Below are 17576 nucleotides of genomic sequence, written 5' to 3'. Positions count from 1 at the left end.
AGGCTGGCGGCCAAGAGTCCCTCTCGGTCAGGAGATCTGCCATGTCGAGGCCCGCCGACGCAGTGCGCCGTGTGATCAAGGCTTATGACGTGCGCGGCCTCGTCGGCCAGGAGATCGACGAGGACTTCGTCACCGACGTCGCCGCCGCGTTCGCCCGCCTGATCCGCTCGGAAGGCGGGGAACGCGTCGCCATCGGCTACGACATGCGGGAAAGCTCGCCGGCACTGGCCAAGGCCTTCGGTGAGGGTGTCACCGCGCAGGGCCTCGACGTCGTGCGCATCGGGCTGGCATCCACTGACCAGCTCTACTTCGCGTCCGGATTTCTCGGTTGCGCCGGCGCGATGTTCACCGCCAGTCACAATCCTGCCGCCTACAACGGCATCAAGCTGTGTCGCGCAGGGGCCAAGCCCGTCGGCGAGGACACCGGTCTGGCGCTGATCCGCGACGAGGTCATCGCCGGGGTCCCCGCGTACGACGGCGCGCGAGGGCAGGTGCGTGATCAGGATGTGCTGGCCGACTACGGCGACTTCTTGCGCTCGCTGGTCGAATTGGCCGAGCTGCGCCCGCTTCGGGTGGCGGTCGACGCCGGCAACGGAATGGCCGGGCATACCACCCCCGCGGTTCTGGGCCCCATCTCGGCGCTGACACTGCTGCCGCTGTACTTCGAGCTCGACGGGTCCTTCCCCAACCACGAAGCCAATCCGCTCGAGCCCTCCAACCTGGTCGACCTGCAGAAGTTCGTGGTCGAGACCGGTGCCGACATCGGGCTGGCGTTCGACGGCGACGCCGACCGCTGTTTCGTGGTCGACGAGCGGGGTGGGCCCGTCTCGCCGTCGGCGGTCACCGCGCTGGTGGCCGGGCGCGAGCTGACTCGCGAGATCGGTGCGACGGTGATCCACAACCTGATCACATCGCGGGCAGTGCCCGAGCTGGTCATCGAACGCGGTGGCACTCCGGTGCGTTCGCGGGTCGGCCACTCCTACATCAAGGCGCTGATGGCCGACACCGGCGCGATTTTCGGCGGCGAACATTCCGCGCACTACTACTTCCGCGATTTCTGGGGCGCGGACTCCGGCATGCTGGCCGCACTCCACGTACTGGCCGCACTCGGCGAGCAGGACCGCCCGCTGTCGGAACTGATGGCGAACTACCAGCGCTACGAGGCGTCCGGTGAGATCAACTTCCGGGTGCTCGACGCACCGGCCTGTGTTGAGTCGGTCTTGAAAACCTTTGGCAGTCAGGTCATCTCGCTTGATCACCTGGATGGAGTGACGGTGGATCTGGGTGACGGTGCGTGGTTCAACCTGCGTACCTCGAATACCGAACCGCTGCTGCGTCTCAATGTCGAAGCCCGCAGCGCCGAGGAGATCGACGAGATCGTTCGCAGGGTCTCCGACGACATCGCGGCACAACCGGACGGGTCGCCGTGAGCGCCGCCCACGCCACACTCGATCTCGACGACACCGAGGGCCTGCTCGAGGCTGACCGCGACGGACTGCTGCGGGCCGCGGCGATGGCAGGCGCTCAGGTGCGCGCGACGGCGGCCGCGGTGGACGAAGGCGAGTTGGCGACGGTGGCCGGCGGTCAGCGCCCGCGAACCGTGATCTGGGTGGCCGGCCGGGGAGCGGCCGAAAGTGCGGGAGCGATGCTGGCCGCGACGTTGAGCGGGGTGGCGGGCGAGCCGATCGTGGTGGCGGCGGAATCTCCGCCCTGGATCGGACCGCTGGACGTCCTGGTCGTCGCCGGCGATGACGCCGCGGACCCGGCGCTGGTGACCGCCGCGGCCACGGCTGTGCGACGTGGTGCCCGGGTCGTGGTCGCCGCTCCGTATGAGGGGCCACTGCGCGATGCCACCGCCGGACGCGCCGCGGTGCTGGAGCCCAGGTTGTGGGCGCCCGACGAATTCGGGCTCAGCCGCTACCTGGCCGCCGGGCTGGCCGCGCTGCAAGCCGTCGATCCGGCGCTGCAGACCGATCTTTCCGCCCTGGCTGACGAACTCGACGCCGAGGCGTTGCGTAACAGTGCCGGCCGCGAGGTGTTCACCAACCCGGCAAAAGCCTTGGCCGAGCGGATGTCCGGCCGGCAGGTCGTGCTCGCCGGCGACAGCGCGGCCACGCTTGCGCTGGCCCGGCACGCCGCCGCGGTGCTGTTGCGGCTGGCGGGAAAGGCCGTCGCCGCGGCCGGGCTCTCCGATGCGCTTGTCGCGTTACGCACCAGTGGCACAACCCAATTCGACGATCCCGTGGATGCGCTCTTCCACGACGAGGAACTGGACGGGCCGCTGACCAGAGGGCCGCGGGTGCTGGCCCTTGCCCTGGACACCGAACGCGCGGTGATCGCCGCACGAACCGGCGGACTGGACGATGTCGATCTGGTGGGGGCCGAAGACATCGGGGAGGCGGGGGCGGTTCCCGTCACTGGGCGTGCCGAGCAACAGCTCGCGACGCTGGCCGTGCGACTGCAGATGGCGGCGGTTTATTTGAGATTGGTGGGGGGATAACTTCCCAGTGGAATTGCTACGAGGGGCGACACGCACCTACGCGTGGGGATCTCGGACGGCCATAGCGGAGTTCACCGGACGGCCCTCCCCGACAGCGCATCCCGAGGCCGAGCTGTGGTTTGGCGCTCATCCGGGGGATCCGGCGTGGCTGGAAACCGCGGACGGCGAGCGGTCCTTGCTCGACGCCGTGCAATCTGATCCCGACGGTCAGCTGGGCTCCGCGGTGCGGGGCCGCTTCGGTGATGTCCTGCCGTTCCTGGTCAAGGTGCTCGCGGCCGAGGAGCCGTTGTCGCTGCAGGCCCATCCCAGTGCCGAACAGGCCGTCGAGGGCTACGTGCGAGAAGACCGCGTGGGGGTGCCGCTGAACTCGCCGATCCGCAACTACCGCGACCGCAACCACAAGCCCGAATTGTTGGTGGCGCTGAGTGAATTTCACGCTCTTGGCGGGTTCCGGCCGGCGGCTCGCTCGGTCGCGCTGATGCGTGCGCTGGCCGTCTCGGATCTTGACCCGTTCATTGGGTTGCTGTCCGGTCAGCCCGACGCCGACGGCCTGCGCGCCTTGTTCACCACGTGGATCACCGCGCCGCAACCCGACTTGGACGTGCTGATCCCCGCGGTGCTCGACGGCGCGGTGGCCTATGTGCGATCCGGTGAAACGGAATTCGCCGCCGAAGCCCGAACGCTCTTGGAATTGGGGGAGCGCTATCCCGGTGACGCGGGTGTGCTGGCCGCCATGCTGCTCAACCGGATCACGCTCGCTCCCGGCGAAGCGCTCTTCATGCCCGCAGGCAACCTGCACAGCTATATCCACGGTGTCGGCATGGAGGTAATGGCCAACTCCGACAACGTGCTTCGCGGTGGCTTGACCCCCAAGCACGTGGATGTCCCCGAGCTGTTGCGGGTGCTCGACTTCACTCCAGCCGATGAGCCGACGCTGAGGACGCCCACCCACCAGGACGGCATCGAACTGGTCTACGACACTCCGGCCGTGGAATTCGCCACCTGTGTGCTGATGCTGGACGGGGACAACCTGGGCCATGAGATCGATGCCCCCTCCCGTCACGACGGTCCGCAGATCCTGGTCTGCACCGAGGGCTCGGTAATGGTCCGCGCCAAGTCCGACGTCGTGGTGCTGGAGCGCGGGTCGGCCGCCTGGGTGGCCGCCGACGACGGCCCGATCCGGCTGGAGGCGAGTGCGCCCTCTCGGCTGTTTCGGGCTACGGTTGGCCTCTGAATCCCAGGCCAAGGAGGACAACGGATGTCGACCGAGGGCAGTACCAAGGCGATCCTGGCGGCCCTGGCCGCCAACGCGGGCATTGCCGCGGCGAAGTTCGTCGGCTACCTCATCACCGGTAGCTCGTCGATGCTGGCCGAAGCCGTGCACTCGGTGGCCGACACGTCCAACCAGGGCTTGCTGCTGTTCGGTCAGCGCGAGGCGCGCAAAGAGCCGGACAGCTTGCACCAGTTCGGGTACGGCCGTAGCCGCTACTTCTATTCGTTCGTGGTCGCCCTGGTGCTCTTCACCCTCGGCTCGATCTTCGCGTTGTACGAGGGCTATCACAAGATCAGCCATCCGGCGCCGCTGACCTCTCCGATCGTCGCGGTGGTGATCCTGATGGTGGCAATCGGGTTGGAGTCGTACAGCTTTCGCACCGCGATGGTGGAATCGCGCCCGCTGAAGGGCAAGAGCACGTGGTGGCAGTTCATCCGCCGCTCGCGCAGCCCCGAATTGCCGGTGGTGTTGCTCGAAGACACCGGCGCACTGGTGGGTCTGGTGCTCGCGCTCGCCGGCGTCGGCTTGACGATCGTGACCGACGACCCGGTCTGGGACGGTATCGGCACGGTGATGATCGGTGTGCTGTTGGGTGTGATCGCGGTGATTCTGATGGTCGAGATGCACAGCCTGCTGATCGGTGAGGGCGCCACACCCGACGAGGGCCGGGCGATCCGGACCGCGTTGGAGCAGACCGCCAATGTCGACCGGGTGATTCACCTGCGCACGCAGTACCTCGGTCCGGAGGAGATGCTCGTCGGCGCCAAGATCGCGCTGGCCGCCGACACCGATCTGGCCACCGTCGCTGCCACGATCGACGGCGCCGAGGCCGCCGTGCGAGCGGCGGTACCCGCCGCTCAGGTCATCTATCTGGAGCCGGATCTCGATCGCGCACTGGCACGCTAGCGCGGCGCTGGGCCCGCCATGCGGACACGTTGTGCCGGATCGTGCGGCCGATGATCCGCATAGGCGGGACCATATACAGGCTGTCGAGCAGACTGAAGCGGCGCAGAAACCATTCCGCCAGAACAGGATCGCTTTCCGCGGCGCCGAGAAATTGGTCGAACAGTGCGCCGACCGGGCGGTACCACCATGGGGCGGGCCCGTCGGTACCGTGCAGCGTCAGGTCGCCGATCGCGTTCATCGTCCACACCGGATAGGTGGTCTTGGCGGTGGCGCGACTGAGGTCGTAGGCCAGATGTCGGGTACCGGAGGCAAGCAACCGTCGCAGATGGCCGGCTTGGAGCGCGGTCATCGTCATGCCCTGTCCGTACGTCGGATTGAAACTCGCGACTGCGTCGCCGAACGGCACAATGCCGGCGGGGAATCGCTGAAGCTTGTCGTACCGGCGCCAGCGGCTGACTGGGTAGCGGTGAAAAGCGATGTCGCCCAACGGTTCAGCCCGCCGGATCGCGGCCGCCAGTGGCACGGGCAGCGCGGCGTCGGCGACCGTGCACATGTCGGCGAACGTCTGCGGCGTGGCGGTGTGGCCGACGGTGAACGTCGTCAACCCCCAGGTGCCGTCCTCGTAGAAGAGCATGCCCAGCCCGGCCTGCTGGCCGCGTGACACCCCGGCCACGACGACCTTCTCGGCGATCAGCCCGTCGGGAATCCGCAACTGCTGTGTGGCGTAACCGATTCCGACGTCGACGGTCTGCTCTTCGGGCCGGGCGAACCCCCACTCGTACAGCCACGCGGGCAGCCGGGTGCCGCGCCCGGAGGCGTCGACGACCAGATCGGCGGCCACGAATTCGGTCCGGCCGGGTGCCGACAGCATGACGCCGGTGACGGCCCGTCGGTCCTCGTCGAAGCACGGGGCGCTGACATGACGCTGCTCGATCTCGACATTCGGGAGGTCGGCGGTACGGCGGCGGATCTGCCACTCCAACTGCTTGCGACTGGGCACGTAGGCGGTGAACTCGTGGCGCAAGGTGTGCGCGGTGCCCAGCACGTGGCCCGCGGCACCGAAGTGGATGCTGTCGGGCTGGTTCTCCAGTTTCGCCACGCCCGCATCAACCATGTCGTCGAGCAGGCCGGGGAACAACGCTTCGAACTCCGCGGCACCGCGGGCCATCAGGATGTGCACGTGGCGGTCCTGTGGAACTGCGCTGCGGTGGCCCGGGCCGGGCGGCAACATATCGCGGTCGTAGACGGTCACCCGGTCGAAGTGATCGGACAACACCCGGGCGGCGCACAACCCTGCGATGCTGGCCCCGATGACGATTGCATGCTGAAGCTTCGGGGGTTGGCCCACGACGTCTCAGATACCCGCTGCAACGCGGTCTAACCGGGGTACTAGGGGGGAATGCAGATGACCCGTAATTGGCGGACCAAGTCGGTGGAGCAATCGATCCTCGACACCGACGAGCCGGGGACCCGGCTCCGCAAGAATCTGACGTGGTGGGATCTGACGGTTTTCGGCGTCTCGGTGGTCGTCGGCGCCGGCATCTTCACCGTGACGGCGTCGACGTTCGGCAACATCACCGGCCCGGCCATCTCGGTGTCGTTCGTCATCGCCGCGGTGACCTGCGGACTGGCCGCGCTGTGTTATGCAGAATTCGCGTCGACGCTGCCGGTGGCGGGCAGTGCCTACACGTTCTCCTATGCGACGTTCGGGGAGTTCGTCGCGTGGATCATCGGTTGGGATCTGATTCTGGAGTTCGCGGTCGGCGCCGCCGTGGTGGCCAAGGGCTGGTCGAGTTATCTGGGCACCGTCTTCGGCTTCTCCGGGGGAGTGATGACCATCGGTCCGCTCGACTTCGACTGGGGCGCACTGCTTATCGTCGTGGTGGTCGCCACGCTGCTGGCGCTGGGCACGAAGCTCTCGGCGAACTTCTCCGCGGTGATCACGGCCATCAAGGTGGCGGTGGTCGCGCTCGTCGTCATCGTCGGTGCTTTCTATATCAAGGCGGCCAATTTCTCCCCGTTCATCCCGGAATCGGAAGCCGGCAAGGGCGGGTCGGGGACCGGCATAAACCAGTCCGTCTTTTCCCTGTTGACCGGCGCCGAGAGCAGCCACTACGGCTGGTACGGGATGTTGGCCGGCGCGTCGATCGTGTTCTTCGCGTTCATCGGCTTCGACGTCGTGGCCACCACCGCCGAGGAGACCAAGAACCCGCAGCGCGACGTCGCGCGCGGAATCCTCGCGTCGCTGGCCATCGTCACGGTGCTCTACGTATCGGTGTCGATCGTGTTGTCCGGCATGGTCAACTATGCCGACCTGCGGGATAAAGCCGAGGACGGCCACGCCAATCTGGCCACGGCATTTGCGCTCAACGGCGTGGATTGGGCGGCCAAGGTGATTTCGATCGGCGCGCTGGCCGGTTTGACGACGGTGGTCATGGTGCTGATTCTCGGGCTGTCGCGGGTGCTGTTCGCGATGGCACGCGACGGGCTGCTGCCGCGCGAGCTGGCCAAGACCGGCAGCCGCGGCACCCCCGTGCGGATCACTGTGCTGGTCGCGGTGCTGATCGCCGTCGCGGCGACTGTCTTTCCGATCGAAAAGCTCGAGGAGATGGTCAACGTCGGGACTCTGTTCGCGTTCATCCTGGTCTCCGCGGGCGTGATCATGTTGCGCCGCACCCGGCCGGACCTGGAGCGCGGATTCCGCGCGCCGCTGGTTCCATGGCTCCCGCTTCTTTCGATCGCCGCGTGCGGCTGGCTGATGCTCAACCTCACCGGCCTGACCTGGATCAGGTTCATCGTCTGGATGGCCATCGGGGTGGGGTTCTACCTGCTCTACGGCCGCCGTCACTCGGTGCTGGCCCAGCGGGAGGCGGCCCGAACCAGCTGATTTACAAATCAATGCGATTTGTCTAGACGCCAGACAAAATTGCCTCTATAGTCAACTCATCAACGGACTTGGGAGGTAACTGTCGTGACGTCTCAACTGGACGCCCCCGCCGCATCTGCGTCGTCGGCCCACTGGCGTGACAAGAAGCGCTACCTGTGGCTGATGGGCCTGATCGCACCGACGGCGGTGTTCGTGGTGCTGCCGGTCGTGTGGGCGCTCAACCAACTCGGCTGGACCGCGGTGTCCCAGGTGTTCTTCTGGGTCGGGCCGGCCCTGATCTACGTCTTGCTGCCGGCGCTGGACCTCAAGTTCGGCCGGGACGGCCAGAACCCGCCCGAGGAGTTGATGGAGTACCTGGAGAACGACAAGTACTACCGGTACTGCACGTATGCATTCATCCCGTTCCAGTTCGCCAGCCTCATCTTCGGCGCCTACATGTTCACCGCGTCGAACCTCAGCTGGTTGGGCTACGAGGGCAGCCTGAGCTGGTTCGCCAAGATCGGCCTGGCGCTGTCGGTGGGCGTGCTCGGCGGCACGGGTATCAACACCGCCCACGAGCTGGGCCACAAGAAGGACTCACTCGAGCGCTGGCTGTCGAAGATCACACTGGCCCAGACCTTTTACGGCCACTTCTACATCGAGCACAACCGTGGCCACCACGTCCGCGTCGCCACCCCCGAGGATCCGGCGTCGGCCCGCTTCGGTGAGACCTTCTGGGAGTTCTTGCCGCGCAGTGTGTTCGGCAGTGCGCGTTCGGCGCTCACACTGGAGGCGGCACGCATTCGTCGGCTCGGCAGGAGCCCGTGGGACCCGCGGACCTGGCTGGGCAACGACGTTCTCAACGCGTGGCTGATGTCGGTGGTGCTGTTCGGTGTGCTGATCGGTGTGTTCGGCCCGGCGGTGATTCCGTTCCTGATCATCCAAGCGGTCTTTGGGTTTTCGATGCTGGAGGCGGTGAACTACCTCGAGCACTACGGGCTGTTGCGCCAGAAGACAGCCAGCGGTCGCTACGAGCGCTGCGCGCCGCATCACAGCTGGAACTCCGATCACCTGGTGACCAACCTGTTCCTGTACCACCTGCAGCGGCACAGCGATCACCACGCCAACCCGACCCGTCGCTACCAGACGCTGCGCAGCATGGACGAAGCTCCCGAATTGCCCAGTGGCTACGCGACATTGATCGGCGTGACCTACGTCCCGTGGCTGTGGCGTCGAATGATGGACCACCGCGTGCTCGAGCACTACGACGGTGACATCACGAAGGTCAACATCGATCCGCGCCGCCGGGAGAAGATCCTGGCCCGTTACGGAGCAGCCGCATGAGCGCCTACAAATGCCCGATCTGTGACTACGTGTATGACGAGTCGAAAGGTGCTGCGCGGGAAGGATTTCCGGCTGGCACCGAGTGGGCCGCGGTGCCCGACGACTGGACCTGCCCCGACTGCGGGGTGCGAGAGAAGATCGACTTCGAATTGATAGGAGCCGTGACGTGAGTGACTACAAGCTGTTCGTCTGCGTGCAGTGCGGGTTCGAGTACGACGAGGCCAAGGGCTGGCCGGAGGACGGCATCGCGCCGGGGACTCGGTGGGACGACATCCCGGAAGACTGGAGCTGCCCCGATTGCGGCGCGGCGAAGTCGGACTTCGAGATGGTGGAAGTCGCGAGGCCGTGACAAGTACTCTGCCGCTTGTGAAGAGGCCCCGGGTTCCCTATCCCGAGGCCTCTCGCGCGCTGCTCCGGGAGACGGTCCTCGACGCGATGCGGGAAGAGCTGCTGACCAAGGACTGGTCGGCGATCACCCTGACCGACGTCGCGCGCACCGCCGGGATCAGCCGCCAGACCATCTACAACGAGTTCGGGTCCAGGCAGGGACTCGCGCAGGGCTATGCGCTGCGGCTGGCCGATCGCCTGGTGGATGCCATCGGCACTGCGATCGCCTCCAACGTCGGCGACGTCCACGCCGCCTTCACCGAGGGCTTTCGGGTGTTCTTCACCGAGTCGGCCGCCGACCCGCTGGTGATCTCCTTGCTGACCGGGGTCGCCAAACCCGACCTGCTGCAGATGATCACCACTGACAGTGCGCCGATCATCACCCGGGCGTCGGCTCGGCTCACCGACGCGTTCATAAGCAGCTGGGTCAGCGCCAGCGAGGAAGATGCAGGTGTGCTGTCACGAGCGATCGTGCGACTGGCCCTGAGTTATGTCTCGATGCCGCCGGAAGCCGACCACGATGTGGCCCTAGACCTGGCCCGATTGATGACGCCGTTCGCCGAACGCTACGGTGTTATCGATATTCCTTAGCTGTCAGAGCGCCTGAGCGCCTGTCCCGCGAGCCCGCAGGCTGAGGGTGTCGCCAACGCGCGTCTGCGCGTAGAGAAGGCAATGACGAACGAAAAGGGGCTCTAAACATGTCTGAACTGACCGTCGATGTGAAAAACGGCATCGACTACAAGGTCGCCGACCTTTCGCTGGCCGAATTCGGCCGCAAGGAAATCCGGCTGGCCGAGCACGAGATGCCCGGGTTGATGGCGCTGCGCCGCGAGTACCACGATGTCCAGCCGCTCAAGGGCGCGCGGATCTCCGGCTCGCTGCACATGACCGTCCAGACCGCGGTGCTCATCGAGACGCTGGTCGCGCTCGGTGCCGAGGTTCGTTGGGCGTCGTGCAACATCTTCTCCACCCAGGATCACGCCGCGGCCGCTGTCGTCGTCGGCCCGCACGGCACGCCCGAGGAGCCGACCGGCACCCCCGTCTTCGCCTGGAAGGGCGAGACGCTGGAGGAGTACTGGTGGGCGGCCGAGCAGATGCTCACCTGGGAAGGCGAGCCGGCCAACATGATTCTCGACGACGGTGGCGACGCCACCATGCTGGTGCTGCGCGGTGCGCAGTGGGAGAAGGCCGGCGTGGTCCCGCCCGCCGAGGACGATGACTCGGCCGAGTGGAAGGTCTTCCTGGAGCTGGTCCGGCAGGGGTTTGAGAAGGACAAGACCAAGTGGACCAAGATCGCTGAGTCGGTCAAGGGCGTCACCGAGGAGACCACCACCGGCGTGCTGCGCCTGTACCAGTTCGCCGCGGCCGGCGAGCTGGCGTTCCCGGCGATCAACGTCAACGACTCGGTCACCAAGAGCAAGTTCGACAACAAGTACGGCACCCGGCACTCGCTGATCGACGGCATCAACCGCGGCACCGACGTGCTGATCGGTGGCAAGAAGGTGCTGATCTGCGGCTACGGCGACGTGGGCAAGGGCTGCGCGGAGTCGCTGGCCGGCCAGGGCGCCCGGGTGGCCGTGACCGAGATCGACCCGATCAACGCGCTGCAGGCGCTGATGGACGGGTTCGACGTGGTGACCGTCGAAGAGGGCATCGGCACCGCCGACATCGTCGTGACCTCGACCGGCAACAAGGACATCATCACCCTCGAGCACATGAAGGCGATGAAGGACAAGGCCATCCTGGGCAACATCGGCCACTTCGACAACGAGATCGACATGGCGGCCCTGGAGCGTTCGGGTGCGGTGCGGATCAACATCAAGCCGCAGGTCGACGAGTGGGTGTTCGGTGACGACGGCAAGTCGATCATCGTGCTCTCCGAAGGCCGGCTGCTGAACCTGGGCAACGCGACGGGTCACCCGTCGTTCGTGATGAGCAACAGCTTCTCCAACCAGGTGATCGCCCAGATCGAGCTGTGGACCAAGAACGACGAGTACGACAACGAGGTCTACCGGCTGGCCAAGCACCTCGATGAGAAGGTGGCCCGCATCCACGTCGAGGCCCTCGGTGGCACGCTGACCAAGCTCACCAAGGACCAGGCCGAGTACATCGGCGTCGACGTCGAAGGCCCGTACAAGCCGGAGCACTACCGCTACTGAGCGTTAGGCTCCCGCCGTGCTCATCGTCATCGAGGGATTGGACGGCGCAGGCAAGCGCACTCTGACCCAGGGTCTGCAGCGCGCGTTCGAAGCGGGCGGAAGGTCGGTCACCACACTGGCCTTCCCCCGCTACGGCCAGTCGATCCATGCCGACCTCGCCAGCGAGGCGCTGCACGGACAGCACGGCGACCTGGCTGACTCGGTCTACGCGATGGCGACGTTGTTCGCCCTCGACCGGGCCGGGGCAATCGACCAGATCGCGGATTTGAGCCGCGAGCACGACGTCGTGATCCTGGACCGCTACGTCGCGTCCAATGCCGCCTACAGCGCCGCTCGCCTGCATCAGGACGCCGCAGGCGAGGTGGTGTCGTGGGTGGGCGAGCTCGAATACGGCCGGTTCGGCCTGCCCAAACCCGATCGGCAGATCCTGCTCGACGCGTCGGTGGAGTTGGCCGCACAGCGCGCCAAGCAGCGGGCCGAGCAGGAGGCCGATCGGGCCCGCGACGCCTACGAGCGCGACGACGGGCTGCAGCGGCGAACCGGTGCGGTGTATGCCGAACTGGGTGCTGCTAACTGGGGCGGCCCGTGGTCCGTCGTCGCTCCGGACGTGGATCCGGCCGGTTTGGCCGCGTCGCTCACGTCCTAGGGACCCCCACGCAGCGGAAATGTCGCAACTCGCCCGTGTGGTAGCCGGGGTTTGTCGCAATTCGGTGACACCATGGACACCATGAGGCAAAGGATTCTCGTAGTCGACGACGACCCATCGCTGGCCGAGATGCTCACCATCGTTTTGCGTGGCGAGGGTTTCGACACCGCGGTCATCGGCGACGGCTCTCAGGCGCTGACGGCCGTGCGTGAGCTGCGTCCCGATCTGGTGTTGCTGGACCTCATGCTGCCCGGCATGAACGGCATCGATGTGTGCCGGGTGCTGCGGGCGGACTCCGGCGTACCGATCGTCATGTTGACCGCCAAGACCGACACGGTGGACGTCGTGCTGGGCCTGGAGTCCGGCGCCGACGACTACGTCATGAAACCGTTCAAGCCCAAGGAGCTGGTGGCGCGCGTCCGCGCGAGGCTGCGGCGCAACGAGGACGAGCCGGCCGAGATGCTGTCGATCGCCGATATCGACATCGACGTGCCCGCGCACAAGGTCACCCGCGAGGGTGAGCAGATTTCGCTGACGCCGCTGGAGTTCGACCTCCTGGTGGCGCTGGCACGCAAACCGCGCCAGGTGTTTACTCGAGATGTGCTGCTCGAACAGGTGTGGGGATACCGTCACCCCGCGGACACCCGTTTGGTGAACGTGCATGTCCAGCGGTTGCGGGCGAAGGTCGAGAAGGACCCGGAGAACCCGCAAGTGGTGCTGACCGTTCGAGGAGTGGGATACAAGGCCGGACCTCCGTGATCTTGCGATGATCCGAGTCGGTTCCAAGCAGCGCGGCCCGTGGGGACGATCGGGTCCCGTCGTGCGGGGTCTCAGCGCGCTGAGTCGAGCGGTCGGATTGATCTGGCGCCGTTCGCTGCAATTGCGAGTCGTTGTGCTGACGCTGGGATTGTCGGCGTCGGTCATCGTGGTGCTCGGTTTCGTTCTCACGAGCCAGATCACCAATCGGGTGCTCGACGTGAAGGTTCATGCGGCGACCGAGGAGCTGGACCGGGCTCGTAACACCGTGAGCGGCACGGTCAGCGGTGAAGAGGCGCGCTCGCTGGACAGCAGCCTGCAGTTGGCCCGCAATACCTTGATCTCCAAGACCGGTCAGTCATCGGGTGCCGCGCTGGCCGGCACTTTTGACGCGGTGCTGGTGGTCCCCGGTGACGGTCCTCGGGCAGCTACCGCCGCCGGTCCGGTGGACCAGATCCCGAAGTCGTTGCGCGACTTCGTCAAAGCCGGCCAGGTCAGCTACCAATACTCCACGGTGCACACCGAGAGTTTCACCGGTCCGGCATTGCTGATCGGTACGCCCACGCTGTCGCACGTGCCGAATCTCGAGCTCTACCTGATCTTCCCGCTGAACAGCGAGGAGAACACGATCACGCTGGTGCGCGGCACGATGGCCACCGGCGGGCTGGTCTTGCTGGTGCTACTGGCCGGGATCGCGCTGCTGGTCTCGCGGCAGGTCGTTCTGCCGGTGCGCTCTGCTTCGCGGATCGCCGAGCGCTTCGCCGAAGGGCATCTGTCCGAACGGATGCCGGTGCGCGGTGAGGACGATATGGCGCGGCTCGCGGTGTCGTTCAACGACATGGCCGAGAGCCTGCAGCGCCAGATCACCAACCTCGAGGAATTCGGCAATCTGCAGCGCCGGTTCACCTCCGACGTCAGCCACGAGCTGCGCACCCCGCTGACCACGGTGCGGATGGCGGCCGACCTGATCCACGACCATTCCGAGGAGCTGGACCCCGCGCTGCGCCGCTCCACCGAACTGATGGTCAACGAGCTCGACCGGTTCGAGACGCTGCTCAACGACCTGCTCGAGATTTCCCGCCACGACGCCGGTGTCGCCGAATTGTCCGTCGAGGCAGTCGATCTGCGCTCGACGGTCAACAGCGCGCTGGGCAATGTCGGGCACCTGGCCGATGAAGCCGGTATCGAGCTGGTGGTCAACCTGCCCGATCACGAGGTCATCGCCGAGGTCGACGCCCGCCGCGTGGAGCGCATTTTGCGCAATCTGATCGCCAATGCCATCGACCACGCCGAACACAAGCCGGTGCGGATCCGGATGGCCGCCGACGAGGACACCGTCGCGGTGACGGTCCGCGACTACGGTGTCGGCTTGCGGCCGGGCGAGGAGAAATTGGTGTTCAGCCGGTTCTGGCGCTCGGACCCGTCGCGGGTGCGCCGCTCCGGCGGGACCGGCCTCGGCCTGGCGATCAGCATCGAGGACGCCCGCCTGCACCAGGGCCGGCTGGAAGCGTGGGGCGAACCCGGCAAGGGTGCATGCTTCCGGCTGACGCTGCCGCTGGTGCGCGGCCACAAGGTCACCACCAGCCCGTTGCCGTTGAAACCGGTTGCGGCAGAACGTAATGACAGCCGCAAGGACCAACGTCAGGTTCGGCAGCGGGAGCCGGCGGGAGAGAGCGTGTGACACGCCGGCTGCTGGCCCTGTTGATGGCCGGACTGGTCGCGATGTTGACGGGCGGATGCGCCGGAGTGCCGAATTCCTCGGCGCCACAAGCGATCGGGACCGTCGAGCGGCCCCAGCCCAAGAGCCTGCCCAAGCCGACTCCCGGGATGGATCCCGACCAGCTGCTGCGGGAATTCCTCAAGGCCACCGCCGACCCGGCCAACCGGCACCTGGCCGCCCGTCAGTTCCTCACGCCGGCGGCGTCCAGCGCCTGGGACGATCAGGGCAGTGCGCTGCTGATCGACAATGTCGTATTCGTCGAAACCCGAACTCCGGACCGGGTTTCGGTCACCATGAAGGCCGACATGCTCGGTTCGCTGTCCGATGTCGGCGTCTTCGAGACCGCCGAGGGACAGCTCCCCGATCCCGGGTTGCTCGAAATGGTGCAGACCCCGGACGGGTGGCGGATCAACAAGCTGCCCAACGGAGTGTTCCTGGACTGGCAGCAGTTCCAGGCCACCTACAAGCGCAACACCCTGTACTTCGTCGACCCGACGGGCAAGACCGTCGTCCCCGATCCGCGCTACGTCGCGGTGTCGGACGGCGATCAGCTGGCCACCGAACTGATCACCAAGCTGATCGCCGGACCCCGGCCGGAGATGGCGAGGACCGTGCGCAATCTGCTGGGTCCGCTGAAGCTGATCGGCCCGGTGACCCGCGCCGACGGCGGCAAGACCGGTATCGGGCGCGGCTACGGGGGTGCGAAGGTCGATCTGGAGAACCTGACCACCACCGATCCGCACAGCCGGCAATTGCTTGCCGCCCAGATCATTTGGACGCTGGCCCGGGCTGACATCAAGGGCCCGTATGTGATCAACGCCGACGGCGCCGCGCTGGACGACCGCTTCGCCGACGGCTGGAACACCACCGACGTCGCGGCAACCGACCCGGGTGCGGTCGACGGCGCCTCGGCGGGTGTGCACGCGCTGATCAATGGATCGATGGTGTCGCTGGACGGACAACAGGCCACGCCGGTGCGGGGAATGTTCGGCCAGATGCCGGCTCAGGTGTCGGCGGCGCTGTCGCGCACCGGCCAGGACATCGCATCGGTGACCGTGTTGCGGCCCGGCGCGCCGGACATGTTGTCGTCGTTGTGGATCGGCCCGAACGGTGGGTCGGCGGCGAAGGCGACCGATGCACGATCGTTGACCCGGCCATCGTGGGCGCTGGACGACGCGGTGTGGGTCGTGGTCGACGGCAACAGTGTGGTGCGGGTGATCCAGGAAGAGGCCTCCGGTCAGCCCGCGCGGATTCCGGTGGATTCCGCGGCGGTGACGTCCCGATTCCCCGGTGCCATAACCGAATTGCAGCTCTCCCGTGACGGTACCCGCGCGGTGATGGTGATCAACGGCCAGGTGGTTCTGGCTGGTGTGGAGGTGACGCCGGCCGGGGAGTTCTCGCTGACCTATCCGCGGCGGATCGGATTCGGCCTGGGCTCGTCGGTGGTGTCGCTGTCGTGGCGCACCGGCGACGACATCGTGGTCACCCGAACCGATGCCGCGCATCCGGTGTCGTATGTGAATCTCGACGGCGTGAACTCCGACGGGCCCAGCGGCAACATCGTGATGCCGGTCTCGGCGGTCGCGGCCAATCCGGCCGCGGTCTATGTCTCGGACAGCCGCGGGGTGCTGCAGCTGTCGGGGACCAGTGCCGACAACGGTCAATCCTGGTCGGATGTACGACCTTTCTTGACGCCCGGCGCGGTGCCGGTGCTTCCTGGCTGAGAGGAAATCTGGTGCCTGGACCTGTATTACCCGGTGTCGTCCGTCAAATCGGTTACATCGTGCACGATTTCGACGCGGCGCTGGAGAACCTGCTGGCACTGGGGATCGGTCCGTTCTATGTGCTGCGCGGTATCGAGCAGACCGGGATCTATCGCGGCGAACCGTGCACGGTCACGCTGACGCTCGGGCTGGCCAACAGTGGCGACATGCAGATCGAGGTCATTCATCAGGACAACGACGCACCGTCGATCTATTCGGAGTTCACCTCGGCCGGGGGCGACGGCTTTCACCAGCTGGCCTACTGGGCCGAGGACTACGACGCCGCGCTGGCGGCAGGTGAGGCCGCGGGCTGGCCGGTGGTGTGGTCGGGCGGTGAGCCCGGCACGGCGCGCTACGCCTACTTCGAGCCGCCGGCGGGGATTGGGGCGACGATCATCGAACTGATGGAGCTCACGCCCGCGACGATCGGAATGGGCGAGCTCGTGCGCTCGGCCGCGGTGAACTGGGACGGAAGCGATCCCATCCGGTCGCTGTTCGGGTAGCCCCACGTTCTCGCGTCTCCGCGGGCTGCTTGCGGTCTGTGCTGGTCAGTCCGGTGAATTGTGGACGGCCTGCCAAGCCGCTAGCGTTTGCTCTGTGACTGGCGATGGCGGTGTGCTGCGGGTCGACCCCGACGTGATGCGCGCAGCGTGCGAGGCATTGACTGCGGGAGCCCAGCACCTCCAGGCCGGGCTGCGTGATCTGGACGCGGAGGCCCAGCAGGTGCTGGGAACGTGGGACGGGTCGGCGGGCAGCTCGTACGGCGCCGCGTGGAAGCAGTGGCACGACGGCTCACTGAAGGTCCAGCAAGCGCTGGCAACCATCGCTGAGCGGCTCGGCCAGGTGGGACAGGTCTTCGAGTCTCATGAGCAGGGCTCGGCGGCGCAGTTGCGGGGTCTCACCAATGGCTGACGCATTCGCCGTGGACTTGGACCGGCTGGCCAACATCGTCGAGCGGATGGCGTCGTATCAGCAGGTGGTTGATTCGATGCTCGACGAGTGTGACGCGGTGGTGGCCAATCTGCATGCGCAGTGGGACGGGGTGCCCAGCCAGTCGCATGCCGCGGTCCACGAACAGTGGAAGCAGGGGGCGGACATGATGCGGGTGGCGTTGGGGCAGCTGCACGCGGCGGGTGCCCATGCCCACAGCTCCTACAGCGGCGCGGTCGAGGCGAACCTGAAAATCTGGGGCTAGCCATGGGAGAGCCGTTGCGGGTGGATCCTGGAGCGCTTTCGGGCGCGGGATCCGCGGTGGC

Annotated in this window: 18 protein-coding genes; 17 read left to right on the top strand and 1 reads right to left on the bottom strand. The window is 66.6% G+C overall.

The genetic code is table 11. The features are described 5' to 3' along the window. The first annotated feature begins 41 nt into the window (after window positions 1-41). Genes EV580_RS08160 through EV580_RS08145 form a run of 4 tightly spaced genes read left to right on the top strand, consistent with a single transcriptional unit; the run spans window position 42 to window position 4679 of the window. Window positions 42-1430: a phosphomannomutase/phosphoglucomutase gene (locus EV580_RS08160; protein ID WP_133690529.1), complete on the top strand. Its 1389-nt coding sequence runs from the start codon at window positions 42-44 to the stop codon at window positions 1428-1430. Then, window positions 1427-2500, top strand: a complete 1074-nt coding sequence (locus EV580_RS08155) for a TobH protein (RefSeq protein WP_133690528.1) — start codon at window positions 1427-1429, stop codon at window positions 2498-2500. The genes EV580_RS08160 and EV580_RS08155 overlap by 4 nt, the downstream gene beginning before the upstream one ends. A gap of 7 nt (window positions 2501-2507) precedes the next feature. Then, window positions 2508-3734, top strand: a complete 1227-nt coding sequence (manA, locus tag EV580_RS08150; protein ID WP_133690527.1) for a mannose-6-phosphate isomerase, class I — start codon at window positions 2508-2510, stop codon at window positions 3732-3734. A gap of 24 nt (window positions 3735-3758) precedes the next feature. Next, a complete protein-coding gene (locus EV580_RS08145; RefSeq protein ID WP_133690526.1) occupies window positions 3759-4679 on the top strand; it encodes a cation diffusion facilitator family transporter in 921 nt (306 codons plus the stop codon). Here the strand turns inward: EV580_RS08145 and EV580_RS08140 are convergent. Next, complete coding sequence (locus tag EV580_RS08140; protein WP_133690525.1) at window positions 4636-6027, bottom strand: FAD-dependent oxidoreductase; 1392 nt, start codon at window positions 6025-6027, stop codon at window positions 4636-4638. The genes EV580_RS08145 and EV580_RS08140 overlap by 44 nt on opposite strands. Window positions 6028-6084: 57 nt before the next feature. Between EV580_RS08140 and EV580_RS08135 the strand changes: the two genes are divergently transcribed. From EV580_RS08135 to EV580_RS08075, 13 genes are all read left to right on the top strand, one after another. Beyond that, window positions 6085-7566, top strand: a complete 1482-nt coding sequence (locus tag EV580_RS08135) for an amino acid permease (protein WP_133690524.1) — start codon at window positions 6085-6087, stop codon at window positions 7564-7566. 162 nt (window positions 7567-7728) lie between these two features. Next, the gene (locus EV580_RS08130; RefSeq protein ID WP_286171531.1) at window positions 7729-8889 is read left to right on the top strand and encodes an alkane 1-monooxygenase; all 1161 of its coding nucleotides are present in this window, start codon (window positions 7729-7731) and stop codon (window positions 8887-8889) included. Further along, window positions 8886-9059 carry a rubredoxin gene (locus EV580_RS08125; RefSeq protein ID WP_133690522.1) on the top strand — a complete coding sequence of 58 codons (174 nt, stop codon included), beginning with the start codon at window positions 8886-8888 and terminating at the stop codon, window positions 9057-9059. Before EV580_RS08130 ends, EV580_RS08125 begins: the two co-directional genes overlap by 4 nt. After that, a complete protein-coding gene (locus EV580_RS08120; protein ID WP_009978741.1) occupies window positions 9056-9238 on the top strand; it encodes a rubredoxin in 183 nt (60 codons plus the stop codon). Before EV580_RS08125 ends, EV580_RS08120 begins: the two co-directional genes overlap by 4 nt. An 86-nt stretch (window positions 9239-9324) precedes the next feature. Continuing rightward, window positions 9325-9867, top strand: coding sequence for a TetR family transcriptional regulator (locus tag EV580_RS08115; protein WP_286171530.1), 543 nt, complete (start codon window positions 9325-9327; stop codon window positions 9865-9867). Between the two features lie 107 nt (window positions 9868-9974). After that, window positions 9975-11435: an adenosylhomocysteinase gene (gene ahcY / locus EV580_RS08110; RefSeq protein WP_133690520.1), complete on the top strand. Its 1461-nt coding sequence runs from the start codon at window positions 9975-9977 to the stop codon at window positions 11433-11435. A gap of 16 nt (window positions 11436-11451) precedes the next feature. Beyond that, complete coding sequence (locus tag EV580_RS08105) at window positions 11452-12081, top strand: dTMP kinase (RefSeq protein WP_133690519.1); 630 nt, start codon at window positions 11452-11454, stop codon at window positions 12079-12081. A gap of 72 nt (window positions 12082-12153) precedes the next feature. After that, window positions 12154-12840, top strand: coding sequence for a two-component system response regulator MtrA (mtrA, locus tag EV580_RS08100; protein WP_071947075.1), 687 nt, complete (start codon window positions 12154-12156; stop codon window positions 12838-12840). Window positions 12841-12847: 7 nt separating this feature from the next. Then, entirely contained in the window at window positions 12848-14518 is a 1671-nt protein-coding gene (gene mtrB, locus EV580_RS08095; RefSeq protein WP_221217475.1) for an MtrAB system histidine kinase MtrB, read from the top strand. A 23-nt stretch (window positions 14519-14541) separates the two neighbouring features. Then, a complete protein-coding gene (gene lpqB / locus EV580_RS08090; RefSeq protein ID WP_133691094.1) occupies window positions 14542-16281 on the top strand; it encodes an MtrAB system accessory lipoprotein LpqB in 1740 nt (579 codons plus the stop codon). Window positions 16282-16292: 11 nt separating this feature from the next. Beyond that, a complete protein-coding gene (locus EV580_RS08085; RefSeq protein WP_133690518.1) occupies window positions 16293-16823 on the top strand; it encodes a VOC family protein in 531 nt (176 codons plus the stop codon). A 94-nt stretch (window positions 16824-16917) separates the two neighbouring features. Then, window positions 16918-17232 (top strand): WXG100 family type VII secretion target, encoded by a 315-nt coding sequence (locus tag EV580_RS08080; RefSeq protein ID WP_133690517.1) that lies wholly within the window; start codon window positions 16918-16920, stop codon window positions 17230-17232. Continuing rightward, complete coding sequence (locus tag EV580_RS08075; protein WP_166654612.1) at window positions 17225-17515, top strand: WXG100 family type VII secretion target; 291 nt, start codon at window positions 17225-17227, stop codon at window positions 17513-17515. Before EV580_RS08080 ends, EV580_RS08075 begins: the two co-directional genes overlap by 8 nt. Window positions 17516-17576: the final 61 nt, after the last annotated feature.

The sequence above is a fragment of the Mycobacterium sp. BK086 genome (assembly GCA_004362315.1).
GTDB lineage: Bacteria > Actinomycetota > Actinomycetes > Mycobacteriales > Mycobacteriaceae > Mycobacterium.
The sequence above is the reverse complement of the archived record's forward strand: the minus strand, read 5'-3'. Positions and strand labels throughout refer to the sequence as shown.